This window comes from Agarilytica rhodophyticola (assembly GCF_002157225.2).
GTDB lineage: Bacteria > Pseudomonadota > Gammaproteobacteria > Pseudomonadales > Cellvibrionaceae > Agarilytica > Agarilytica rhodophyticola.
The window spans coordinates 2,915,968-2,937,001 of the sequence record NZ_CP020038.1 but is presented as its reverse complement, the minus strand read 5'-3'; the positions used below and the strand labels follow the sequence as shown (position 1 = coordinate 2,937,001).

At 42.2% G+C, this 21,034-nt stretch carries 20 protein-coding genes; 4 read left to right on the top strand and 16 right to left on the bottom strand.

Annotation, left to right across the window (positions count from 1 at the left end; genetic code table 11):
• Window positions 1–25: 25 nt before the first annotated feature.
• The 12 genes from icmH to BVC89_RS12455 all read right to left on the bottom strand — a co-directional run bounded on the left by icmH (window position 26) and on the right by BVC89_RS12455 (window position 12,425).
• Window positions 26–961 (bottom strand): type IVB secretion system protein IcmH/DotU, encoded by a 936-nt coding sequence (icmH, locus tag BVC89_RS12510; protein ID WP_245929390.1) that lies wholly within the window; start codon window positions 959–961, stop codon window positions 26–28.
• 57 nt (window positions 962–1,018) lie between these two features.
• Window positions 1,019–2,356, bottom strand: coding sequence for a type VI secretion system baseplate subunit TssK (tssK, locus tag BVC89_RS12505; protein WP_086931506.1), 1,338 nt, complete (start codon window positions 2,354–2,356; stop codon window positions 1,019–1,021).
• Between the two features lie 281 nt (window positions 2,357–2,637).
• Window positions 2,638–3,996 (bottom strand): hypothetical protein, encoded by a 1,359-nt coding sequence (locus BVC89_RS12500; protein ID WP_086931505.1) that lies wholly within the window; start codon window positions 3,994–3,996, stop codon window positions 2,638–2,640.
• A 17-nt stretch (window positions 3,997–4,013) separates the two neighbouring features.
• Window positions 4,014–5,027, bottom strand: coding sequence for a DUF2169 family type VI secretion system accessory protein (locus BVC89_RS12495; protein WP_086931504.1), 1,014 nt, complete (start codon window positions 5,025–5,027; stop codon window positions 4,014–4,016).
• Window positions 5,028–5,140: 113 nt separating this feature from the next.
• Window positions 5,141–5,938 carry a hypothetical protein gene (locus BVC89_RS12490; protein ID WP_086931503.1) on the bottom strand — a complete coding sequence of 266 codons (798 nt, stop codon included), beginning with the start codon at window positions 5,936–5,938 and terminating at the stop codon, window positions 5,141–5,143.
• A 39-nt stretch (window positions 5,939–5,977) separates the two neighbouring features.
• Window positions 5,978–6,571: an imm11 family protein gene (locus BVC89_RS12485; protein WP_086931502.1), complete on the bottom strand. Its 594-nt coding sequence runs from the start codon at window positions 6,569–6,571 to the stop codon at window positions 5,978–5,980.
• Window positions 6,572–6,603: 32 nt separating this feature from the next.
• Window positions 6,604–7,554, bottom strand: coding sequence for an AHH domain-containing protein (locus tag BVC89_RS12480; RefSeq protein WP_086931501.1), 951 nt, complete (start codon window positions 7,552–7,554; stop codon window positions 6,604–6,606).
• Window positions 7,554–8,726, bottom strand: coding sequence for a hypothetical protein (locus tag BVC89_RS12475; RefSeq protein WP_158657897.1), 1,173 nt, complete (start codon window positions 8,724–8,726; stop codon window positions 7,554–7,556). Before BVC89_RS12475 ends, BVC89_RS12480 begins: the two co-directional genes overlap by 1 nt.
• 9 nt (window positions 8,727–8,735) lie before the next feature.
• A complete protein-coding gene (locus tag BVC89_RS12470) occupies window positions 8,736–9,194 on the bottom strand; it encodes a DUF4150 domain-containing protein (protein ID WP_086931499.1) in 459 nt (152 codons plus the stop codon).
• 14 nt (window positions 9,195–9,208) lie between these two features.
• Window positions 9,209–9,697, bottom strand: a complete 489-nt coding sequence (locus tag BVC89_RS12465) for a DUF6484 domain-containing protein (protein ID WP_086931498.1) — start codon at window positions 9,695–9,697, stop codon at window positions 9,209–9,211.
• A 2-nt stretch (window positions 9,698–9,699) separates the two neighbouring features.
• A complete protein-coding gene (locus BVC89_RS12460) occupies window positions 9,700–11,706 on the bottom strand; it encodes a type VI secretion system Vgr family protein (protein ID WP_086931497.1) in 2,007 nt (668 codons plus the stop codon).
• A gap of 239 nt (window positions 11,707–11,945) precedes the next feature.
• Window positions 11,946–12,425 (bottom strand): Hcp family type VI secretion system effector, encoded by a 480-nt coding sequence (locus BVC89_RS12455; protein ID WP_086931496.1) that lies wholly within the window; start codon window positions 12,423–12,425, stop codon window positions 11,946–11,948.
• Window positions 12,426–13,179: 754 nt separating this feature from the next.
• Between BVC89_RS12455 and lexA the strand changes: the two genes are divergently transcribed.
• Together lexA and BVC89_RS12445 are read left to right on the top strand one after the other, a co-directional pair.
• Window positions 13,180–13,785 carry a transcriptional repressor LexA gene (lexA, locus tag BVC89_RS12450; RefSeq protein ID WP_086931495.1) on the top strand — a complete coding sequence of 202 codons (606 nt, stop codon included), beginning with the start codon at window positions 13,180–13,182 and terminating at the stop codon, window positions 13,783–13,785.
• Window positions 13,786–13,795: 10 nt separating this feature from the next.
• Complete coding sequence (locus BVC89_RS12445) at window positions 13,796–14,200, top strand: cell division inhibitor SulA (RefSeq protein ID WP_086931494.1); 405 nt, start codon at window positions 13,796–13,798, stop codon at window positions 14,198–14,200.
• 818 nt (window positions 14,201–15,018) lie between these two features.
• Here the strand turns inward: BVC89_RS12445 and BVC89_RS12440 are convergent.
• From BVC89_RS12440 to topA, 3 genes are all read right to left on the bottom strand, one after another.
• Complete coding sequence (locus BVC89_RS12440; RefSeq protein ID WP_086931493.1) at window positions 15,019–15,264, bottom strand: hypothetical protein; 246 nt, start codon at window positions 15,262–15,264, stop codon at window positions 15,019–15,021.
• A gap of 254 nt (window positions 15,265–15,518) precedes the next feature.
• Window positions 15,519–16,085, bottom strand: a complete 567-nt coding sequence (locus BVC89_RS12435; protein ID WP_086931492.1) for a hypothetical protein — start codon at window positions 16,083–16,085, stop codon at window positions 15,519–15,521.
• Between the two features lie 60 nt (window positions 16,086–16,145).
• Window positions 16,146–18,803, bottom strand: coding sequence for a type I DNA topoisomerase (topA, locus tag BVC89_RS12430; RefSeq protein ID WP_086931491.1), 2,658 nt, complete (start codon window positions 18,801–18,803; stop codon window positions 16,146–16,148).
• A gap of 288 nt (window positions 18,804–19,091) precedes the next feature.
• On the opposite strand from topA, the gene BVC89_RS12425 reads away from it, so the two are divergent.
• The gene (locus BVC89_RS12425; RefSeq protein ID WP_103654258.1) at window positions 19,092–19,844 is read left to right on the top strand and encodes a hypothetical protein; all 753 of its coding nucleotides are present in this window, start codon (window positions 19,092–19,094) and stop codon (window positions 19,842–19,844) included.
• Between the two features lies 1 nt (window position 19,845).
• Here BVC89_RS12425 and BVC89_RS12420 read toward each other — a convergent pair whose 3' ends face one another.
• Window positions 19,846–20,340 carry a hypothetical protein gene (locus tag BVC89_RS12420; RefSeq protein ID WP_086931488.1) on the bottom strand — a complete coding sequence of 165 codons (495 nt, stop codon included), beginning with the start codon at window positions 20,338–20,340 and terminating at the stop codon, window positions 19,846–19,848.
• A gap of 148 nt (window positions 20,341–20,488) precedes the next feature.
• On the opposite strand from BVC89_RS12420, the gene BVC89_RS12415 reads away from it, so the two are divergent.
• Entirely contained in the window at window positions 20,489–20,917 is a 429-nt protein-coding gene (locus BVC89_RS12415) for a universal stress protein (RefSeq protein ID WP_086931487.1), read from the top strand.
• Window positions 20,918–21,034: the final 117 nt, after the last annotated feature.

Genomic DNA, 21,034 nt, shown 5'->3' with positions numbered 1-21,034 from the left:
GTGTCGCGTATTTTTCTATAGCCGATTAGTTATTGAGTAACGAATTATTTTTTTCTTCTTCTATTTCTTCCAGTGCTTCTGTTGAGATCTCGTTTAATTGATTCGCAACCGGATCCGAGGTTTTATACAACCACCAGCGAAAGCCTGAAAAGCTGAAAAATAAAATAGCAATCACTGCCACTACAATGACCCACATGGGAATGTATTGCGCCAAGGTATTGCGCGAGCGACCAAGCCCCTGCCAGCTGTCTGCCAATGAACGCTCGTAATCCCCCCGGTGGCGACGTATGATGGAAAACACATCATCGCGGATATGCTCGATCGCCTCACGTCCCCGATCGAGTAAACGGTACTTGCCTTCAAAGCCCAAACTTAAGCAGATATACATAAGCTCCAGCACATAGAGGTTATCCGCCGGTGCTTGACGCATTCTGTCAAGAATCAAAAAGAATTTTTCGCCACCAGATGTTTCTTTATGGAAAACGCTCAATAGTGTTCGCTGGGCCCATGCACTTTCACTTCCCCAGGGCGTGTTAAGTACCGACTCATCCAAAACAGAGCACATAATGTAACGCACGGACAAAGTTATCTCAGGCGCCAAACCTAAATCGCGCAAACGGTTTTCGAAAGATCGTATTTCGTTAGTCAAACGCTGATGAAGCCCGCCAATATCGGAATGACTGGCAGAGCCATGGGTTTTTTCAAATACCGCAATTAACGAGGCAGCAGCGTTGACAATGGGATTTAAGCCCTGAGTTTTTTGAAAAAAGGCAGCGCCCTCTTCACTCATTTGCATTTGCGGCGCATATTGTGGCGGTGGCGGCGCTGCTGCTGGTCGTGCGGCCCCTGGCTGAGGCCGCGCCATACCTCGGCCACCTGGCATGGGGCGCATTGCGGTGTGGTCAGGGTTGCCTGATGCAGCCGGTTTAAATACCGTCTTATCAGAATCATCTGTCGACATAGTCTAACTCCTAGATAAATATTGGCCTTGGCCATCAAGCCTAGTGTTTAAAGCTCCCTAATTTTGACGAATAGACCAAAACTCCAATTCTAATCCGGGGAAATCGCCTCCCACATGCAAAGCAAAGCCACCAGATGTTTGCAGTTCCTTCCAAAACGGGCTATTTCTTTCTAGCTCAAAATAAGAATAGCCAGAGCGGAAAGGAATTTGCCGGGGCGCCACAGGCAGAGGCTTTAAGGTAATACCCGGCATTGCCGCATTCACTAACTTACGAATACGCTCCACCGGGCCAATCTTAACCTGGGAAGGTAATCGTGTTCTTATCACTTCTTCTGGTACATCTGCACGTGCTGCTATCACGAAAACACAGGTAGTTAGCATACTGCGATCGGTGATTTGTGATACACGAATACCATAGCCTTTTTCCTCCAATGGCAAAGACGTAGCATTCTGCTCAATAACCATGGATAGACAATCGCGCAGAGAGGTCATGATAGGTGTAAACGTGACAGTTAAATCATCATGCAAATAAGGGCCAAAGCTGGGCGGCCTTTTATCTTTTGTCACAAACGTGGATAACTCCCCTACCATTTGCAAGGTTTCAGCGTACATGGTGATAGGATGCAGTCCCTGCATAGAAGATAAATGATTAGCAAAGGGTTCAATACGATTGATCAGCTGCAGCATCATATAATCGGCTATTTCTGCAGAACCACCCCTTCTAGCATCTGCTAAACGCCCTGCCATAGACTCGGCCCGATGATGAAGTAAGCCCACCAGCTCAGTCAAAAACCCCGCCAGTCGTGGGGACACATTAATATCGATGCATGTGGGAATATATTGATCGTCGAGAATAATATTCTTATCTTCTCGCGTCTCGGTAATCTTCATGACACCAATACAGGTATAGCCGCTAAGATCATCTGTCTCCAGCAGTAACTTGGTGCGAAGTTTCGCCACATCCACCTGTAGGTTTTCACTCCCCTCTTCTGCCACATCTCGCACATTCATCTCAGACAGATAATAGCGCGCCAACCCTTGTGATTGCTCTTCACGCAAGACATCCACAGCTCCTGGGCGTCTCACGGGAATTGCTAAATATACTAAGACATCATGCAGGTTTTCAGGCAGATCGATAACCGGTGGCGGATCATTGAGATCGGGCACACTAAACGGCGTGCCATCTGGAAAAACACCTTTGGCGTTAATAACAGATAGCTTACCCAATTTGAGCAGCTGTTGGTCAACTTCAAATTCACTTACTCCCCAGCCATATGCTCCATATGCTTCACATTTGCCATTAACATAGCGTTCAAAATAACGCTCTTGTTGCTGAAAATGTTGGGGATTAAGAAACATCCCCTCGGACCAAACGACCTTGCTTTCTAATGACATATCGTTAATTCCTAGCGCTGCAAATTGTTACTTCATTATTATGCTCGAATCTTACTCCATAATGAATAAATTGGGGCATAAAACTTTCATTTTACCCTCTGATCACAGCACTCTCAGAGGGAAATAAGGTATTCATTTATTTTTGTCAGATAAAAGGCGGATTTCGTCGTTCTAAATTTCCATTAATCGACACATAACTAGAGGCTGTCCGTGACTCATCCTATTTTTTCTGGGCGTTTTTTGGTCGCACTAAGCGTAAAGAATCGCTACCTGAACCACCATCAGCTTATTATTTCTTTGCTATCAAAATACCATTTTCCATCAACAAATACCTGCTGATTACTTTGGGCCCAAAAATACATCTTGTTAATACAATCCTGCTGTCTGTATATAAGTTCGTCTGGCGCAAACGGGATGTCGATACCATAACGGATAACTAGCTCTTCGTAAGCGCACTGGCGCAAAGAAAAGGGGCTTTGGTTATCGATTAAATTATTGACCAACTCCATGGGAGAAAATGGTCGTCCATTACGATAGCGCAAACCTTTTGTAAATTGGCTCTTATGTTGATCAAGCCATGCCGCCCAGGGCGCTTTTTTTGTAATTAATTGCCTAACTTCAACGCCAAAGGGATGACCATCAATATTTTTTGGCAACTCGCCCTTTGCAAAGTCTTCCAGCTCGTGCTCAAACAGTTCATCCTGTTCAACCTCGTCGGCTTCATGCTTGTCTTCGTATAAACCAGCGCCAGTTATTAATTGCATGGCTTGGGCAGCACTTGCTCCCAGCTCTTCATGCTTAAGGTAGGCCAACAGTACAGGCACTGCATCGAGATTACCTGCTACGCCAAGCGCCATCAAACACTGTTCATCTGCGGCGTCGGTTTTAGCTAAAGCGATCAGCTTTTCACTGTCTTTAATACTGCCCCCAATCGCAAACATCATGGGCATGCTGGTGAAGTGGGCGTGACTTTGATTAAGTACCTTAGCGTCTCCCATCATCATAAGCGCCAGTACTGCACGAGCAACAATTTGTGCATCATCGTGTTTACTAAATGGCAGCAGTTTTGTCGTCGCCTGTTTTTGAATATTCCTTTCGCAACGTGAGATCGCCCACAATATTTGGGGTAAATTTTCCTCTTCGGCATTATCCAGTGCTGTTAAAAGGTGCTCACCTGATTGGCGAGATTGATAAGCAATACTGGGCACTAAAACCGGGAACATATTGGCTTTTCTTTTTTTGCCGAATACTTTTAGTAATGATGGAAACCATTGTTGTGGACATTCCCATTTTAGGGCGTCTGCCACGGCACTTACTTTGTCTTCGTCATCAAAATCAAACAGCGTCCATAAATGAGAGAGACGATCAATTAATCGATAACGACAAAACACTCGAACGATAACATGTAAAGTACTGGCTTCAGCATCGGCAAGGCTTTCCACACATACCTTCAAACCCAACTTTTCGCCCACTAAAAGTGCATCAATATGCATTTCAATGGCTTGATCGATATCTTCCAGATCCTGCCAGCCTATTTGCGGATCATGCAGCCAGCTTAAACGAGTTTCATATTGAAATGCCGCTTCTTCCAAATGTTCGATATACAACTCTTCACGAAAAGCTTGATAGTGAATAACCATAATATTTTGTTTTATCCTTAATTAATGGTCATGGCTTCAACATCATGAGGGCCGCGCTGTAATAATAGGTAATTACGCCAGATAAGCTGCAATTGCATACTACGCGTATTAATAATCACCGTATCTAGGTGTGTTGGCAGAGTTTCAATGCTGTCTTTTAATTCAATTTCGCAAACCGGAGGGCGCCCAATAGGTAATTGAAATTGGAGATGACCTTCTGGTGTCATATTTTTAATGACGACCTGCTCTTTGCCACTGAGATATTGGGAGGCAATGAACCCCGGGCTTGCCGCGTTAAAATAGGCGCGGTTAAAGTCCTCAGGCAATAAAGGGCTGCGTGTTTTTTGCCAGTTTTCGTCATAGGTTCCCGCCAAAGCAGCGCGAGGTTGCCAGTGAGGTAAGGTAAAGCCACAACCAACTGGCTCAGGCTTATCCTTGATATCGCTTATTAGGGCGTTAGGGTTTTCGATATTGGGCAAGGGCATTAGCGCATCAGTATGTTCAACATCGGTGCGGAAATAGCCTTTGCCAACGGTGTTTCTCGCTTCAAACCCTTGTTTAGCAAGATCATCATGGCGCCGATCCCAGCCACCGAAGGCATTTTCATAGGTAAGCGGCATAGTTTCGAAGGGGGTAGTGCGAGACATTTCGTAGCCGATGGTTTGCTTTATCCAGTGGCGGTCACCAAAGACAGCCATTTGTTTATGTAAATCCCCCACATGAATATCCACTAATAAATGTTGCACTGGGCCGCGCGAGGATATTGCATCTCCAATTATCACAACATCCGTGGTTAATTTGATAAAGGCGGTTTCAGGCTCAACAAGGTAGCTGGATGTTTCTGGATCAGCCGTGTATTTGCCTGCAAGATCAACGGGCATTTGTTTTTCGGCAAACTTGAGTTTACCATCGGGCGAAATATCAAAGGTGGCTTTTATAATAGGCGTGACAAGTGGGTTAAACTGCTCGTCATTGGCAAACAGTGTTGCAAATTCACATACGGTATTATTGTTAATTTTTGCTTGAGCCATATTAAGTGCTAACCGCTTTTATCCACTTGATACAAATTAAATTATTTATCTATTACTACCTAGGCTATTAAGCCAAAGTCTGGTGCTGACGAGTACGCTTTATTTCTGGCTCGCTAGTGAACAGGTAACGGAACTAGCGGCCAATCCCCCTGATACTTATCTGTCACTGTCATTAATGCTTCATCGGGACAAAACATAATAGAGTGAGAAGGCAAAACAAAGCCCTTAATTAAGGCTAAACGCAAAAGCGCAAGGCCCTCAAACCAAATAAAACGATGAGCGATAAAACGCGGGGTATCTGTCGATACCGAGTTTATACGCTTTTCAATATCCTCTTCATGAGCATATAAGACACTATTAAACTGATTCCAAAAATCCGCTTCTTCTAGCTCTTCTAATCCCAGCAAGGCCTTATAAAGCTCACAGCGCTCTGGTTCTGCCTCTTCCAATACTTGTAAGTGCGTTTCTACATTATCATCCACTTGGCAACCGTTTAACTGCAACAAAGCGGATAACCAAGTTAAGTGAAATTGATCGGGATATTCTTCCCCTTCTTGCCATTGCTTTGGCAAAGCCTCACATATTCCTGTCAACACGCTTGTATCTTGCGCAATAATTGCAGCATATACGGGTGTATTAAAAATAAGCGAAGGCCGCTGCTGAAAATGCTCTTGTGCAGAAACCATAAAGCGACGCCAGTTTTCAGCACAGCGACACAAATTCATAAAAAAAAGTGCTGGCTTCATATCGGCTAGCAGTGACGCTGCCGCTAGAGTTAAAAAATGATCACACACTTGCCGCGATTGCGCGCTAAAAAGCTTCCAATCTTTACCTAGCACGATGGTACCCTTAGCTTCATCGAGTTGATACGATGCGCTTTGTTGAAAGCCTTTAAGGTCGTAAGTAGACATATTGTTATTCGTGCTAAATATTTAAATGAAAACGGCGGATTAAAAATCCATACCATCCCAGCCTTGTGCTTCGATCGCCTTCCACCCACTTAAACCAGCCGCTTCTAGCGCCTGTTTAAGCGGGTCACTGATAAAAATCTCATTAAGTTTACTAGAGGCACGAAACACCTGAGCCTCCTCTGGGATATTGTCGTTATCTAAAACGAGGTGTTTGACTCTATTAATTTGAGTTTTAATAATGCGCCCCATACGATATTTTGATTTTTCCATGTCTATCGCGTCCACAGAGCCTAGAACATTGAGTATCGTATAGTCTTTTGAGGCAATTTCGCCTTGATGATTCATCAACCATACGGGCAAGTATTCGACGTTTTCAATCCCTAATTGCTCAAACACATCTCTCACGCGCTTATTGCCTATCAGAACTTCATCTAAATTAGAAACAAAATCAAACAGCTTAATACGATCTGGGAAATCCGTATCAAAGCACATGACTGATTCACTATCTTGCGGGTGTTGTGCTTTTAAACTCTCGCCTTTACTGTAAAGAAAATCTTCTGGGCCTGCAGTGGGTAAAGTGGATAAATGCGCCCCGTCGTCTTGTATTGGCGTTTTTAAGATCCAATAATTCATTTCAATACTCGTAAAGTTAGATGGTTGTAAGATTAAATTAATGCACCATAGGATGCATTATCCCCTACAATTTTTTGCTCGTCAGCAGAAAGATTGGGTGCAGTATTAGAGAGCGTCGAGGACACCATGGTTTTACCCAGTTTAACCAGTAAATCCCATAGATCATCTTCTAAGTCTTCTAAACTTAGCTTCACTTCCATAGAGGCATCTGGATGGGGCTTATCCGCCTCCGATTCCAATTCTTTCAGGTCTTTGGAGATTTTCTTCATCTCACTTTTAACCTTAGAGGTATAATTGGAATGGCTAGAGGGATGCAAAATCATCGCATGCACCGGCTGGTAAAAATCCATGCCTCGATCGGGCAAAGGTATCAGATTATGACCATTATTGAGATTGTAATCAGACATTAATAGCAAAGCATACTGAGTCGGCGTGAATACAGGTTTGCCGCCACCGCTAGTAGTTACCTCAGAATAGAAAGCCTCGGCAGGAATCATATGGTGACCATTCCATTTATAAGGCTTAGAACAACCTGCAAAACGTTGATTGCCGCCACTGCCTTTTTTCTTATTCTTGGCCGTTGTTTTTCCCGCCAGTTCAGCACCCGGATTAAAATTACACTTCATTTTCCCAGGGAAGCCGTAATATTCCTTAAACATAGCAGGCAATTTGGGGTATTTAGCTGCATATGCAGCATCGACAAACTGAAATTTTTCAAACACGGCCTTACGACCACCATCCGAGGCGATATGATCGTAACAGTTTTGGTTGTAAGTGCTGTCTTTCCAAAGTACAGCTTTTACTTCCCCATTGGAAGGCGTGTGTTTTTCACCTTTCTTTTCAGCTTTTTCCTTTTCTTTTTGATCTTTTTTCTTAGTCTTTTTAGCTGCTCTCCACTCGCCTTTAAAAACGGCTCTTAATATCTGAGGCTCTGACAGTGATCCCTTGCCATATTTCTGTAAAACTTTGTGTAGCCTGGCCATTATTCCTCCTCCTTCGGCGCGCTAAATAGCAATTTAATTGCCGCTCTCTTACCACTTTCATCCGAAAGCGTTATAACAAATTCCCGTTGTGTGGCATAACCTCGTTGTACTGCGGCCGCTACCGTCATGAGCGCCAAAGGCCCCATCACAGCACCTACTTCACCAAAGCCCAAGGCAGGTACTTGCACTTCTGAAAATGAAGCACTAGGACATTGGAGTCTTAACTTAACAAGTGTATTACCTAGTTCTATTGCACGGTGCTCTTCGCCATTAATATCACTTATATGTTGTGGAAAAGATTGTTGTTCATAGCTATCGCCCAACAAGTCTGTTAACACATTAACCAATTTTTCACCATGCCAGGAGGCCCGTTGTTGCTGATCAATAAGTTTATCTAGCTGCGCCTCATCTTCGATCTCTGGGATTTGCTCATCGACAGTTCGATTATCAATTGATACATTTATATTAGCTGCAAGAGGCTCTCTATTTTTATCTGATTTAGACAGCGCTTCGCTAGATAATAAAATAGCAGCAGCCCCTTCGCCTGGAATATAGCCAACGGGGTTATCTTCCGTTTTTAATCGATTTTCTTGTAATTGAACTTGCAACATGTGATCGTCTAGCAAACTATCAGCGACCATTACCAAGCAGTGATCTACTTTACCGGTATTCAATAACGTAATAGCCTTCTTTAGTACTCGAGCAAATGCAGCACGTTCGCCAAAAGAACACTGCATTGGTATATCTTTAAGGCCTGGACAAATAGTAAAGAGTGGGACTTTAAGTGCATCTACATATTCTTGTAAGCGCTGCTCACGGGCGAATTCTTCGTCAATATCTAAGTTTTGCTCTCGTTCAAGCGGATCGGGCATTGTAAATAACAGAGCAATATTTTCCTGGGGAAGGTCCTGCTCAATATTATCGAGTAAGTCAGCGTAGGCGAACTGAAATAATTTAACCGTACGTGCTAATCCTTGATAAGCAAAGATATTACAAGCTGCGGGGGCAACCGTTAACGGTGCAGGCTCTTCATTGCCGGGGAACATGGTCTTGACTTCAGTATGGGCAGAAAAACGATTAAGACCCGCGCGATAGGCAGCACAAGCATCTTTATATCCACCCAAAGAACTACACAAGCCGAAACCAGAAAACATTATCCGAGAAGCATTCATGGACGAGTACTACAATTTTTTATTGCAAATAAGACACTTAACATCTTCCAGCATCGGAATGCTGATGATTGGCATCTGGATAACAGGAAACGGTGGCGTATTTTTATCATTGTGCAACATCAGATCAAAGGCTCGTGGCACGTTTTTGCCTTCGATCTTAGTATCAAAAGAATAGTTGATATATTCGGCCTTGCCCTTGGTTTTGCTCGATACCACGCCCTTCGCCGTACCAGGCTCATCGCCGGTACTGGTTTTGAAGTTAGATGTTTTCAATGACACAGGCTTACCATCACAGGTGACTTTCTTAGCCGCCTTATCTGTATCCGATGACATCGCAATATTTGGATAAGGGATAGGCACGGGGCCAGCCGGAGAAGGCGTTTTACATACATCAGGAAAACACGGCGAAATGCCACTACTGCCTTTATGCACAACAGATAAATGATTAACACCTACAGTAACGCCCATAATTATTGCTCCATTTAATTAATATTAACGCTGCTGCCTTTGATTTTATTTCCACCGGTGGAACGACTGACAAGGTTAGAGCCTTTAATCACTACCTTTCCATCCCGGCGCAATAAAATAGAGCTTTTCCCACAACGCAAATGAATTTCATCCTTGGCGTCAAAAGTAATTTTCTTACCATCGATACTCACATCAGTAGGTATCTTTTCAGAACCAAAATGTGCAGCATCACTGGCTACACTAAAGCCACCTTCGTTAACAACTGCTGTGATAACAGGCATAGCGGGATCACTGTCCTCAAACATCAGCATAACAGCGGCAGGTAACTCACTGATAGAGGCACGTTCGCTTGCGGATAAAGTTGAGCGCGCCGCTATAGGTTCACCTATGTTTTCCTGGAAATCCACCAAAGCTGTGCCGTTAGCCGTTATATCAACAATCTTACCTAGAGTGCTGTGTAATCGCGCCGAGTTAGCTGCCGATAACTTTTTCAATGCGGGCATAATTAGTTCTCCTTAATCTTGCTGCCTTTAATAATGACATCGCCAGATCCTTTGACATTAATTTTCTTACCTTTAATGGTAATGTCGCCATTTTTTTTCATTAAAATACTAGCTGAGCCTACTTTAAGACTAATTTCATCCTGTGCCGTCATTTGTATTCTCTTGGCTTTGAGGATGGAGTCTTTTTTCACCGTTTCCGTGTGATTTGCCCCAATATCTTCGGTGAGATCCTTACCAATCTTCGATTTCTTATTGGCATCCACGTCTTCCGTATAATCAACTTTGATGTTCTCCATTAGGTTTTTATCGATGGTAATATTCATATTACCGCCAATAGTCTCAGAATGGTGCTGACCAACAGTGGTGGTTTTATCCTTGCCTATACTTTCTGTTTGATTTTTGCCAATGGTTTTATCGCGATCGTTGTCAATATTGTACTTTTCATTATTTTTAATGTGCTTAGTACGATTATTATCAACCGTCAGACTCTCATCATTTTCGACTTCAGTATCCATATTTTTTTCAGCATGGATAAAGATTTGCTCATCGTCTTTTTTATCGTCAAAAATCAATTCATTACAATTAGCCGCACTGCCGCTCTTGGTAGATCGTGTGCGAATACCACTTTTAGTCTTAGTATCAAAAGGCGGTTTGTTTTTGCCATTGTAAACAGTGCCAGTAATAATCGGACGATCGGGATCACCATCGATAAAATCTACGATCACTTCATGACCGATGCGAGGGATAAATGATGCCCCCCACTGAGCGCCCGCCCATACCTGCATAACACGGATATAGCAGGTAGTATTTTCATCTTGCTTGCCGTCTCTATCCCAGTAAAATTGTACTTTTATTCGCCCCAAGTCATCGACATAAATTTCTTCACCACTAGGGCCTGTAACAAGTGCTGATTGTGGGCCACGCATGACCGGTTTTGGGTGTGTTTGCTGTGGTCGAAAATGCACATCGGAGGGAATACAAACGAAGTTATTACCATAGCCAGAACCACCACTTTCACCAGAAAAATAGGTGTGGTCATAGGCACTGTGGTGGATACTTACAACAATATATTCGCCCTTCTCGTTGGCATTATCATGTTTTGCCAACTTAAATTTACCACCAGCATTAAAGGTTGAACAATCACTGGAGCCTGCCACGGTATTAATAGTGGCTTCTTCTGCGTCAAGGCGAATTTTGACTAGATCGTCTCCGGCTGCAAACTCGTACATGCCAGGATATTCGTAATGTTCGAACTTACTATTATTGACGAACTTACTGGTGGTCTTAGTATTGGAAAATAACTTTTTAGTAGGTTCTTTAAAATTGTAATCGCTAAACGACCACTGACCTTTTTTAAAGTTATATAAATGTTCCCATCGGCTTATTTGTTCATTGGGAGAACTGCCGTTGGAATACTCTAAATCAGTTTCTGGAAATTCATCATAAGCATTCTTTTGATCAACAATAATCATTTTATGCTTACTTTTATCGTGCTTGAAAAAATATGCGAACCCCTCTTCTTCTAGAAGACGGGATACAAAATGCAAGTCACTCTCGTTGTGCTGAATACAGTATTCTCGAACTTTTCCGCCGCTGGCACGAAAATCAAAATCAGTAAAACCTAAATCTTTAAATATGGTACTGATAATATCTTTAGCGTTCTTGTTTTGAAAAATTCGATGGTTATTGGTTTTTGACAAAAACCATAACCAAGGCACCATAGTCATTTTATACTGACGCAGGTTATTGGATTTTACTTCACCATAGGTGAACGAACGTATGTAGCCGTGGAACACACGCTTGTGCTCGTTTTGGACAGTTATGGTAACGTCTTTCCCGATGATACTATCAGGCTTAACATTGAGATCTTCTGAAATAACATCTATCTGATACTCGAACAGATCAGAAATATATTCACTTCCTTCAAAGTCAGTAAGTAAAAACGTATCTTTTCCTAGGGAGAAATCACTGATTGCTATAAATCTATTTTCTTGAGTTAGGCTACTCATAACACAAAGATCCGCTCTTCAATTTCCGTAAAGTTGGCAGGCTTGGACTTCCTTGATAGCAAAAAAATATAAACTGCATTATTTATGATAAAGAAAGCTGTTTTATCGCGATTAAAATTATTTTTATAACCGTAAAAAAATAATAACCTAGAAAAAACTATCACCTTAAAAAAACAAAGGAGCGCTAAGCCTTTAAAATGCTAAAGCACTCCCTAGTTTTATCGAAAGCTAATAACTAATTAAAGTGGCTTAGCAGTCGTTAAGTCATAGCCAACACGTTGTGGGCTAGCGCTCTTATTGCTCTTATCGTAGTCGTTGTAGTTGACTAAGATTTTTGCATAGCTTAAAGAAACAGACTCAATTGGATCGTTGTCGCCGTCAGCAGAAATTGAATAACCACTTACAAGGCACTCTTCCAAAGTGTAAGTCATAAACTCAACAAGTTTGTCAGCACCAGTTTGAACAAATTTAATTGTTACTTTCTTACCAGCAGAACCAGTTACAGCTTCTTTAAATAAAGCAGTAGCAGAGTTATCAGTTTTGTGAGTGAAAGTTACTTCACTTAAGCTTGGGCGAGTAGCTTCACGGTTAGCTAGGTTTCCTGGCTCCATGCTGATACCACGGCCTACACCAAACTGTAAAGAATCTACACGGATGTGGTCTTTATAACCGTCAGCAGTTGCATTACCTTTGATACCATCATATTCGATAAAAATCATCTCTTAGTTCCTTTTCTATAATTTAAGAATGTTTGTGACAGAGCCGGTAAAATTTTTCGACTCTTTAAACTTTTGCTTTGTTTTATCAACGCCCCTAAACAAAAGATTGTAAAGAAGCCTGACTCTGACCCAACCGCTACTCAATCATTTAATTTATTTAAATTGATCCGCGGTAGTGATCTTATTAAAGCAGGGTTTTTACAAATATTAAATAGCTGAGGGCAAAATAAAATGGAGAAATTGATCACATTTTTAAATAACGGCGTTTTCAGGCCTTTTTTTGTATAAATTTGACGTTGTTTTCAACCAAAAAAAATACTTAAAAAAAATTTTTTGTAATTTCCCAAATATAACTAAGTTACTGATAGTGAAAAGAATTTCGACACACGTAGTCTGACACGCAGAGAGATTTTTTTTGTCAATGTTGACAATCTTTCGCGCAACAAAAAAGCAAAAATAAAAGCGGCTTTTTGTCCAAAAAGCGGCCTCAAATACGACATATTCAACAGCATCTTGCTTTTAAAAAAACACTGTATATAATTACAAATACTGTACATGTATCCACACGACTTGATAGGCTGCTTGGAAAGCGGTCATGACAAGCTCACGATGACTTGTGATCGGACAATAATTCGATGGCTCATTCGATGGATAGATAACCAAGTGGAACGATGATTCGAAGACTCGATGAATCAATAAAGAAAACAAAACAATCAGATCAAAAAACAAACAGTCCTGATACGGAAAACATACCATGATCAAACTGACAACCAGGCAACAAGAAGTTTTGGATTTAATCAAGGGGCATATTGACGAGACGGGCTACCCCCCTACCCGAGCAGAAATCTCCAAGATACTGGGCTTTCGCTCAGCTAACGCCGCAGAAGAGCATCTCAAAGCTTTGGCACGAAAAGGCGCAATAGAGATGGTAGCAGGTGCTTCTCGCGGTATACGCTTACCTGAGAGCCATAATGGCCTACCTATTGTTGGTAGGGTTGCAGCGGGTAACCCTGTACTAGCTGAACAAAATATCGAAGATTACTGCCAAATGCCTGCAGATATGTTCCGCCCTCGAGCCGACTATTTGCTGACAGTCCATGGTATGAGTATGAAAGATGTGGGTATTCTAGATGGTGACTTACTTGCAGTGCATAGAACAGATCAGGCAAGAAATGGAGAAATTGTGGTTGCTAGGATTGAAAACGAAGTCACGGTAAAACGATTCAAGCGTGAACGCAATAATGCCGTCGTTGAGTTATGGCCTGAGAATAAAGATTTCGAAGTGATTAAAGTTGACTTAAGAGATGAGAGTTTTTCTATAGAAGGCCTTAGTGTTGGTGTTATAAGAAGAGAGATTTAGGAGAAATGCTATGTTACAAGCGCACAAGCAAGAAACAGCTCAGGAGAATATTGGCATTACAGAAGTAGTTTTACCTGGTAACGACATTGAAAGCCATGCAATGGTGCTACCTATGATTGCTTACTTAAGCCATCAAAATCAAGATAAATGGCTAACATGGATTGCGCCTCAAAATATCTCTAAGGCAATACTTAAACAGTACGACTTTGCAAACCACAATATTCGACTCATTCATCCTCATGATCATGAAGAGGGTTTGAGAATATTTTGCAATGCTCTTGTCAACGGCAATAGCAATACTGTCATAGGTTCTTTAGACTTTTTCACCGAAAAAGATCGAGCCACTTTAGAGCTAGCATCACGACATGGCCATACGCGCGGAATAGTGCTTAGGACAAGAAACTCATCAGAGTAATCCACGTAAGTGCAAAGTCATAGCGAAATCCGCTAAGTACATAATCATTTAAAAACTTATACACATTTGTGATTAGTACCTAGTAAGCCTATATAACTCACAACCTTGATGAAACCACACATGGTTTGGACATTAAAGTATGAGGGGGTAGTATTTATAACACTTAACAATATAAAGTTATTTGTGCTGTTTTTTATCTGCCTTCAAACACCTATGTAAAGCGAGTGGCTAGTGTGAGTAAATAGCAACGTAAGTAAATAAAAAACAGATGGCTAAAGGTTGAATCTTTATAATGTACACACTTTATAATTTAAACGTTTTATGATTAAAACAAACATATAACTTTGATAAATATATGTGACCTGAAGAAATACATATGATCTGAAGAAATAAGTATCACATAAATTTTTCAATAAAATGACTAATAGGAGTATCTTAGGCAACTTTACATTAGTTTAGAAATTGACTTGGTGTTTTGCATAGTGAACATCACTACATTGAAAGAGAAATATATAGCGGGTTCAAAATAGATGTAAAGTATTTTACATACGGTGCAGAATTTATGGGGTAACCATTAGCAACCAGTTGATATTGTTAGCATAGATATTCGCAACAAGGAATATCGAGCTAAGCTTTATAAAGTGATATTTACTTTGTTCAATTTGCTTTTAAAAAACACTGAGAAATATAGCCAATATTTGAAAGCGGCATACTTATAAATGACTGGAGGCAGATATAAACTCACCTAGGTATAAACATATGCCTTGAGTAGGGTTTAAATAAACGGGTTGGAAGTAATTGTATGGGTGAGAACACAGTTAATGCACGGTGTGGCTATCTTCAGTCACAATAGCAGGCTCTTCATCTTTTAGCTCCTGAATTTCTCCAGCAGCCTCTAAGCCGGCTTCGATCATAGCCTTAGCAATATCTATTTTAGCTTCATTAAGGAAATATAGAGATTCTTTTGAAAATCGGATAGACACCAAAGGTTCCCCACTCTCGTCTGCGCGACGTAGGGCAATTTCCCCGTTTGGGAGCTCGATAATTTCAAAAAGCGTTGTCATGTAATGTAAAGTGTCCTATGCGTATTACTTTAATTCTATCATCTGTCAGCGTATAAATCTTGTTAATACTACAAAAACTTGACACTTTCGCTTATTTGCAATGACATATGATTTAAAAAGGTTAAATAAGCCCTAAAACTGGTCGTTTATCGCAGGAACAATGGTTCACAATAGCTGCATAAACATACTTGCCTGAAAACAATACTGTTAGAGCAAAATAGCATAACTATAAGAATAAACTAAGACCAAAGCGATTAATACTCGATATCGGAGGCAATATGACGCTCCAAAAGCTCCCGTGCACTGTCGATGCAATCACCAATAAAGTCCTTTTGCTCTCGCCACCCTAGCTCATTAGTAGAATGGGCAGATGATGTACTTACTATAAGATCATCGGCTTGATATGGAGTTTCGGAATTGGGGCTATTATTTGAATTCTGGTCAACCGCAGCAGTATACGATGCAAAGGCTTTAGAGACATGAGAAGAAGAAAGCGCATAAGAAGGTGAAGCGATAGATAAAACAAGACGATCGAGTCTAAATAACCAGCTTTCCTCGTTATCAATTAAAGCGATAATTTCTTCTTGCTTATAGTTCGCAGTAGCCAAGCGTTGCCGCATGGCCACCAAAGAACCTCTTACTTCCACAAGCCCCAGCACAGCTCCAAAATAGTCTAACAGACCACGATGGAGGCAAAGCATGCTGCCTTGCAAGTTCGCTAAGCGCTCAACACGAATACTGGAGTCTATACACCTACTCATGAGCAGCGACGCAAATGTCAGCTGCTGGCGGAATATCTTTTGTGCTTCTTGCGCGCTCATATCACCCTTTAGCAATAGGATCTTACATATGTGTCTGCAATCAAAGCTTGTTAGCAGACCCTATGCTTTTTTCTTTTTACTTGCTTTTTTAGTCGCTTCTGTAATTTGCCATTTACCATCTTGGTAAAAAGCCTTCCAACCTGTCGCTTTACCCTCTTCCTCTGACTGAACGTATTGCTCTTTGGTTTTACGACTGTATCTAACAACCGTATCGCGCCCCTCAGAATCCTCACTAGGCGCCTTTAATATATGTGCATATTTAGGATCTAGAGCTTCTTTAACCGTAAGCAGTTCTTTCACTAGAGGCGCCCTTGTCTCTCTATTCTTAGGGAATTGACTGGCAGCCAAAAATAAACCTGAAGCACCGTCACGTAACACGTAGTGATCATCGACCTTCAAACATTGTAGGTCAGGCATCTGAATGGGATCCATCTTAGGCGGCGCAGCTTCACCATTGCGCAATAACTTACGTGTGTTTTTGCACTCTTCATTGGTACAGCCAAAATATTTACCAAAACGACCAGATTTAAGCTGCATATCACTGCCGCACTTATCACACTCAATTACCGGCCCATCGTAACCTTTAATTTTGAATGTCCCGGTTTCCACTTCATAGCCGTTACAGTCAGGATTGTTACCACAAATGTGTAGTTTGCGCGTTTCATCTAGCAGATAACTGTCCATCGCGGTATTACAGATTTTACAGCGACGTTTTTGCCGCAGTTGCCTCGATTCAGCTTCATCATCTTCATCAACATTTACTGCTTCGTCACCAGCAACCAAGTTCATGGTAGCTTTACAACGCTCTTTAGGTGGCAGTGCGTAACCAGAACAACCAAGAAATACACCTGTTGCTCCCGTCCTTATTTGCATATTACGCGAGCATTTCACGCATTCGATATTCGTCTCTACCGGCTCATTGCGACGCATACCCGCTTCGCTGTCTTTCGCCACTTCAAGTGTTGCAGAAAAGCTTTCATAAAACTCATCGAGCAACTCGATCCAGTTTTTATTGCCTTCAGCCACACCATCTAGCGACTCTTCCATACTAGCGGTAAAACCGTAGTCCATAAGGTCACTAAAGCTTTCAACCAGGCGCTCGGTCACGATGTCGCCCATTTTGTTAACATAGAAACGTTTATTTTCTACATGAACATAGCCGCGATCTTGGATAGTTGAAATGATAGCTGCGTAAGTAGATGGACGACCAATTCCGCGCTTTTCCAATTCTTTTACCAAGGCGGCTTCAGTAAAACGTGCCGGCGGCTTAGTGAAGTGTTGCGTTGGTTGAACTTCGTGCAAGTTTAGAATGTCGCCCACTTTAACGTCGGGCAGAATAGCATCATCTTCTTTTTTCGCTGGCTGAGGCATAACCTTAGTGTAGCCATCGAAGCGGATAACTCGCCCGCGCACTCTCAATTCATAATCGCCAGCCATCACCGTTACTGTTGTACTAGTGAACTTAGCTGGTGTCATCTGACAAGCAATAAACTGTTGCCAAATTAAGGTATAGAGACGCTCTGCATCTCTCTCCATACTTTTCAGCTGGGTAGGTTTGCAAGTAACATCAGAGGGACGAATTGCCTCATGCGCTTCCTGCGCGCCCTCTTTACTGCTATAGATATTGGGCTTTTCCGGCAAATATTTTTGCCCGTACTCATCTAAAATTAAGTCCCGACAGGTCTGAATTGCTTCTGCACTCAAGTTGGTAGAGTCAGTACGCATGTAAGTAATATAGCCGGCTTCGTACAAACGCTGAGCCAGAACCATGGTCTTTTTAACACCAAAGCCTAATCGTGTTGAGGCTGCCTGCTGCAAGGTAGAGGTGATAAAAGGAGCACTTGGCTTGGATGATGTGGGCTTATCTTCACGATTAGATACGCGGTATTCTGCTTGTTTTAGCGCCGTGACGGCAACATTGGCCTGTTCTTCATTGGTCGCTTTAAAATTTTCACCTTGAAATTTTTTAAGCTCGTATTTGGCTTGCTCGTCTTTTGGCGATTTCAGTAGCGTACTGATACTCCAAAATTCTTCAGGAATAAAGGCGCGGATTTCGCTCTCACGCTCACTGACAAGACGAACAGCAACAGACTGTACCCGCCCTGCAGACAAACCCTTAGCGATTTTCTCCCACAATAGGGGCGACACCATATAACCCACCACACGATCCAGGAAACGGCGAGCTTGCTGGGCATGAACGCGATCCAAATCGATCATTCCTGGGGATTCAAAGGCTTCCTGAATGGCTGTCTTAGTAATTTCGTTGAACACCACACGACGATAGCGATCGTCATCTCCACCGATAGCTTCACGTAAATGCCATGCAATAGCCTCTCCCTCTCTATCCAAGTCCGTCGCGAGGTAGATCAGATCAGCATCATCAGCGAGTTTTTTAAGCTCGGCAACCACCTTTTCTTTGTTCGGTAAAATTTCATAGTGGGCCGCCCAATTCTTTTCGGGGTTGATTCCCATGCGGCTGACCAACTGCTCTTTTGCTTGGCGTTTCTTGTAGCTCGCTTTTTGTTCAGGTGACATTTTGCGTGTAGCAGCGGCCTTTCTCGCTGTTTCTTTAGGATCAGCCTTCTTTTTACCTGAACCACTGGTTGGTAAATCGCGAATATGTCCGACACTTGATTTCACAACGAAATCTTTGCCGAGATATTTATTGATGGTTTTCGCCTTGGCAGGCGACTCAACAATGACCAGTGATTTCCCCATAAACCCCTTCTTATTACTGAGTCTTAGCTCAGAGTCCGAAATTCATAACTTAACGATATGCCAATGTAACGCTGCGCATATATAAGGCCTGAATAGCCCAAGGTCAAGCCGAAATTAATAATTAACATCATAGCAGGACATGAAAACCTAATGACGATGTTAGCGTTTGCCACCCTATTTAGCAGCTTCATAGCCCTTTATTACCGAGTCAAATCACTGTTTTTGGCAGCGAATTTCCCCAATCTTTGAATATCATCTATTATTAAAAAATAATCTAGATTGTTTCCTATGTCAGACTTTTCAACTGTTATCTTGCTTATTGCAATCACTTCACTCTCGTTATTCGTTGTCAGCACAGTCAACAAAAGGCAGTTGCGCGCCCAAGTTATCAGCCAAAAGCTCATGCAGATGAAGCGCCGCGTCACCGAACTTGAAGAATTATCAGCCACATTAGAACCTTTAGTCGAAAATAACGAATTTTCCAAACTCATAAACGATGAAGTAATCGACATTACTCAGGTCATGGTCAAACTTTCGCCAAAGGATACACTGCTCAATGTTAGCTTGGAGGAAGCTGAGAAGCGGTCGCAAGACTTGCTAGACCCGAATGCAAAAGCTGAGCTTTTTCGTCTTATGGAAAGTGATGCGGCTATCGCCCGCGCAGAATATGCCATCACAGAAGCAGCACGAGTTATCCGCAAACGCCAAGCCGCCGATAAAATCCCTGAGGGCAAGATGGAACAACTCATCGTCGGCCTAAACTGGTCAAACTTTATGGTGAAAGTGGTGACAAATGTTGGCCAGGGGCATCAAGCTGCCAATAATGGCAATACACTGCGCGCATCTGCTTACTACCGCAAAGCCATGGAGCTTATCTCACAATCTCATCAAAGGGACGAAAGAATGAGCCAACTCACAAAAGAAATGGGAGAGATATTGAGTGGAAAGCGCACAGCGCTGTCGCTTGAACTTATGCCTGAATCCCTTTATAACCCCCAGCACAAAACCGTGAATAACGAAGTTGATGACAATAGCCTATAAGTTACACACATGCATCTTCTAAACGTGTTAACAATTCACGCAGCATATCGATCGCTTGCTGCTCACTTTTGTCACCACATTTTTCGTCCCAAAAGCAGGCAACACTCATCCCATTAAACTCAAGTTCTGTAATACCAGGCACGATGTCGTGCAATATCCTTTCTAACTGCGGCCATTGCCGTTCTGGTGCGCAATTGCTGCCAAGCCAATCCCACTTGCCGTAAAAGTGGATATCGTGACTATGAGACTTCTTCTCTAAATGCCATGTGTTGTTGTTTTTTTGCTCTTGCAATGGTTTTTTGCAGAGCAAGGAGTAGGTAGCTCCGATAACTTTCTCAGTATTCTTTGGTGGTTTCAGAGCAATATTAAAACCCTGTTGATTGGCTAAACTACGCAATTTTGCAATGCGCTTCATACCTGGAGATGGCTGAATCATCATCACAGGCCCTATTACCATCGCCAACGCTAATAAGAACAAAATCGAAGCTGTTAACATATTCGTTGCAACCTTAATTAATCTCTTAATTCTTCATTTCGGTTGATATGACACAAAAGTCGGTAGAAAACACGACAAAGATTATTGAACAATCTTTAGTAAAGGGACATATTACCATTACTGTGTTTTTAATCACGGAGATAAAGTTATGAGCGTTTATCAACATATTCTGGTAGGACTTGATTTATCAGATGATTCAAAAGCTATATTAGAAAAAGCCTACGATTTCGCCAGGCTGAATGAAGCACATATCACCCTAGCTCATATCATCGAGCCTTTTCCTGTGGTTTATGGCGGTGATATGCCTGTCGATCTAACCGAAGCTCAGAATGTTATGCAAAAGCAATCACAGAAACACTTGGCTAAACTCGCCAGTGAATATGAAATTCCCGAGTCTGATCAAATTATAGAATTAGGTCAAACCGGATCTGCATTGCATGAGCTGGCGGACGAACTCAACGCAGATTTGATTATTGTCGGTAGCCACGGCAGGCATGGTCTAGCACTGATTTGGGGATCTACAGCAAACAGCATTATAAAAGGTGCACAGTGCGATGTCCTGGCTATCCGTGTCTAGGCATTAAACAGGTAGTGGTAGTTTTTACATCACGACTTCGTAGGTTGTAGGTTATAGCCACCATTAATGGCAGATACTCACGAGAGTTTATAACTTAAGCACATTCGCTTGAAGGCT

Bases quoted from the DNA above. Each gene is read 5' to 3' on its own strand.
- BVC89_RS12455 (WP_086931496.1), bottom strand. From the start codon at position 12,425: ATGATTTTTATCGAATATGATGGTATCAAAGGTAATGCAACTGCTGAC.
- BVC89_RS12480 (WP_086931501.1), bottom strand. From the start codon at position 7,554: ATGGCCAGGCTACACAAAGTTTTACAGAAATATGGCAAGGGATCACTG.
- BVC89_RS12435 (WP_086931492.1), bottom strand. From the start codon at position 16,085: ATGAGCGCGCAAGAAGCACAAAAGATATTCCGCCAGCAGCTGACATTT.
- topA (WP_086931491.1), bottom strand. From the start codon at position 18,803: ATGGGGAAATCACTGGTCATTGTTGAGTCGCCTGCCAAGGCGAAAACC.
- BVC89_RS12425 (WP_103654258.1), top strand. From the start codon at position 19,092: ATGTCAGACTTTTCAACTGTTATCTTGCTTATTGCAATCACTTCACTC.
- BVC89_RS12485 (WP_086931502.1), bottom strand. From the start codon at position 6,571: ATGAATTATTGGATCTTAAAAACGCCAATACAAGACGACGGGGCGCAT.
- BVC89_RS12470 (WP_086931499.1), bottom strand. From the start codon at position 9,194: ATGGGCGTTACTGTAGGTGTTAATCATTTATCTGTTGTGCATAAAGGC.
- BVC89_RS12420 (WP_086931488.1), bottom strand. From the start codon at position 20,340: ATGTTAACAGCTTCGATTTTGTTCTTATTAGCGTTGGCGATGGTAATA.
- BVC89_RS12465 (WP_086931498.1), bottom strand. From the start codon at position 9,697: ATGCCCGCATTGAAAAAGTTATCGGCAGCTAACTCGGCGCGATTACAC.
- BVC89_RS12475 (WP_158657897.1), bottom strand. From the start codon at position 8,726: ATGAATGCTTCTCGGATAATGTTTTCTGGTTTCGGCTTGTGTAGTTCT.
- BVC89_RS12500 (WP_086931505.1), bottom strand. From the start codon at position 3,996: ATGGTTATTCACTATCAAGCTTTTCGTGAAGAGTTGTATATCGAACAT.
- tssK (WP_086931506.1), bottom strand. From the start codon at position 2,356: ATGTCATTAGAAAGCAAGGTCGTTTGGTCCGAGGGGATGTTTCTTAAT.
- icmH (WP_245929390.1), bottom strand. From the start codon at position 961: ATGTCGACAGATGATTCTGATAAGACGGTATTTAAACCGGCTGCATCA.
- BVC89_RS12445 (WP_086931494.1), top strand. From the start codon at position 13,796: ATGTTACAAGCGCACAAGCAAGAAACAGCTCAGGAGAATATTGGCATT.
- lexA (WP_086931495.1), top strand. From the start codon at position 13,180: ATGATCAAACTGACAACCAGGCAACAAGAAGTTTTGGATTTAATCAAG.
- BVC89_RS12495 (WP_086931504.1), bottom strand. From the start codon at position 5,027: ATGGCTCAAGCAAAAATTAACAATAATACCGTATGTGAATTTGCAACA.
- BVC89_RS12415 (WP_086931487.1), top strand. From the start codon at position 20,489: ATGAGCGTTTATCAACATATTCTGGTAGGACTTGATTTATCAGATGAT.
- BVC89_RS12490 (WP_086931503.1), bottom strand. From the start codon at position 5,938: ATGTCTACTTACGACCTTAAAGGCTTTCAACAAAGCGCATCGTATCAA.
- BVC89_RS12460 (WP_086931497.1), bottom strand. From the start codon at position 11,706: ATGAGTAGCCTAACTCAAGAAAATAGATTTATAGCAATCAGTGATTTC.
- BVC89_RS12440 (WP_086931493.1), bottom strand. From the start codon at position 15,264: ATGACAACGCTTTTTGAAATTATCGAGCTCCCAAACGGGGAAATTGCC.